The sequence below is a fragment of the Haliea salexigens DSM 19537 genome (genome assembly GCF_000423125.1).
Taxonomy (GTDB): domain Bacteria; phylum Pseudomonadota; class Gammaproteobacteria; order Pseudomonadales; family Halieaceae; genus Haliea; species Haliea salexigens.
Map to the genome: position 1 here is coordinate 1 of NZ_AUHJ01000069.1, position 1453 is coordinate 1453.

A 1453-nucleotide genomic window follows, 5' to 3' on the forward strand; every position below is an offset into this window, starting at 1 on the left:
TCCTCGGTTCCTGGCAAGCTCTCTGCTGATGGTTGACTGGCTGACATCAACAGCGCTGGCTATCTCTCTTTGGCTTAAACCGCTTTTATTTAGCACCTGAATCCGTGACTTTAACCACGACCTACCGACGGTAACCTGCTGATTAATATCTGCTTTTATGGCAAAATAGCACATATTAAGCATTCACCCAGCAGGTGATCTGATGGCACGCTTTCGCCTTGAGCAATCCAAGACCGAAATCTACACCGCTCAGGCGGGTCTGGCCCTGGTAGGCCATGCGGTCAACAAGTTCACTGACCTGGTCAAGCAAGCTCGAGCGGTGCCCAAACGCCACGGGATTCCCAATATCGATCTGATCCGCACCTTCACCGGATTGCTGTGTCTGGGCAAAAGCGATTTTGAGGCGGTCGAGAATGCCCGGCAGGATCCGTTTTTCAAGGCCGCGCTGGGGATCAAGCAGATGCCCTCCAGTGCGCGGCTCCGGCAGCGCTTTGACGAAGACGCGAGAGCGCTGATTCCCTTGCTGGATGCCGCGTCGATGACCTTCCTTTCCCGCAGCGATGCGCCGATCACGGCACTGTCGACAGGCCACGTTGCGTTGGATATGGACGTGTTCCCGATGGACAACAGTAACACCAGGAAGGAGGGCGTGTCGTACACCTACAAGGGGCACGATGGCTATGCCCCCATGGCAGCCTACCTCGGCGCCGAGGGATGGTGTCTGGCCTGCGAACTGCGCGAGGGCTCGCAGCATGCGCAGAAGGAATTCGTCTACGTGCTGGAGCGCGTTGTGCCACGTGCCCGCCAGCTGACCAGTGCGCCCCTGCTGGTGCGGCTCGATAGCGCGCATGATGCCGGCGTCAACCGCCGCTGGTTTGAGCAACAGGCCGCCGTGGACTATCTCATCAAATGGAACCCGCGCAGTGATACTGCTGAGAACTGGCTGGAACGGTTTGAGAAACACGCGGTATGGACCACAGCCCGTGAGGGCAAGCGCATCGGCATCTTCAGTGACAGCGTCGAAGAACACACCGGTGAGCTGGACAGCGAAGGCACGTCGGTCAGCCGACAGATTCGCCGCATTATGCGCCTGATTGAGCGCACCATTGATCGGAACGGGCAGGCGCTGCTGCTGCCACAGTACACGCTGGAAGGCTGGTGGACATCGCTGGACGAGGACACCGCGAGCGACGAGGAGATCAGCGCGCTGTACAAAGATCACGCCACCGCTGAGCAGTTCCACAGCGAGTTCAAAACCGACCTCGACATCGAGCGGCTGCCCTCGGGCAAGTTCGACACCAACGACCTGGTGCTTGCACACGCCACCTTGGCATACAACATCCTGCGCTGGATTGGGCTCCCCCTCTGTCAGGATAGATGTCGTGTCCATTTTTCACTCTAAATCTCAAGGAGGGGGCGGTCAGTGAGACCAGCGTGGGACAATATAGCGAGG

1 protein-coding gene and 1 pseudogene are annotated in these 1453 nt (G+C 58.5%); one reads left to right on the forward strand and one right to left on the reverse strand.

Features of this window, described 5'->3' with window-relative positions; all coding sequences use genetic code 11:
* Nucleotides 1-183, reverse strand: a 183-nt coding sequence (locus G533_RS25420) for a helix-turn-helix domain-containing protein (protein ID WP_144079972.1), incomplete at its 3' end; no start/stop codon positions are given.
* 19 nt (nucleotides 184-202) lie between these two features.
* On the opposite strand from G533_RS25420, the pseudogene G533_RS23095 reads away from it, so the two are divergent.
* Nucleotides 203-1357, forward strand: a pseudogene (locus G533_RS23095) (IS1380 family transposase); the annotation flags it as partial.
* Nucleotides 1358-1453 lie beyond the last annotated feature (96 nt).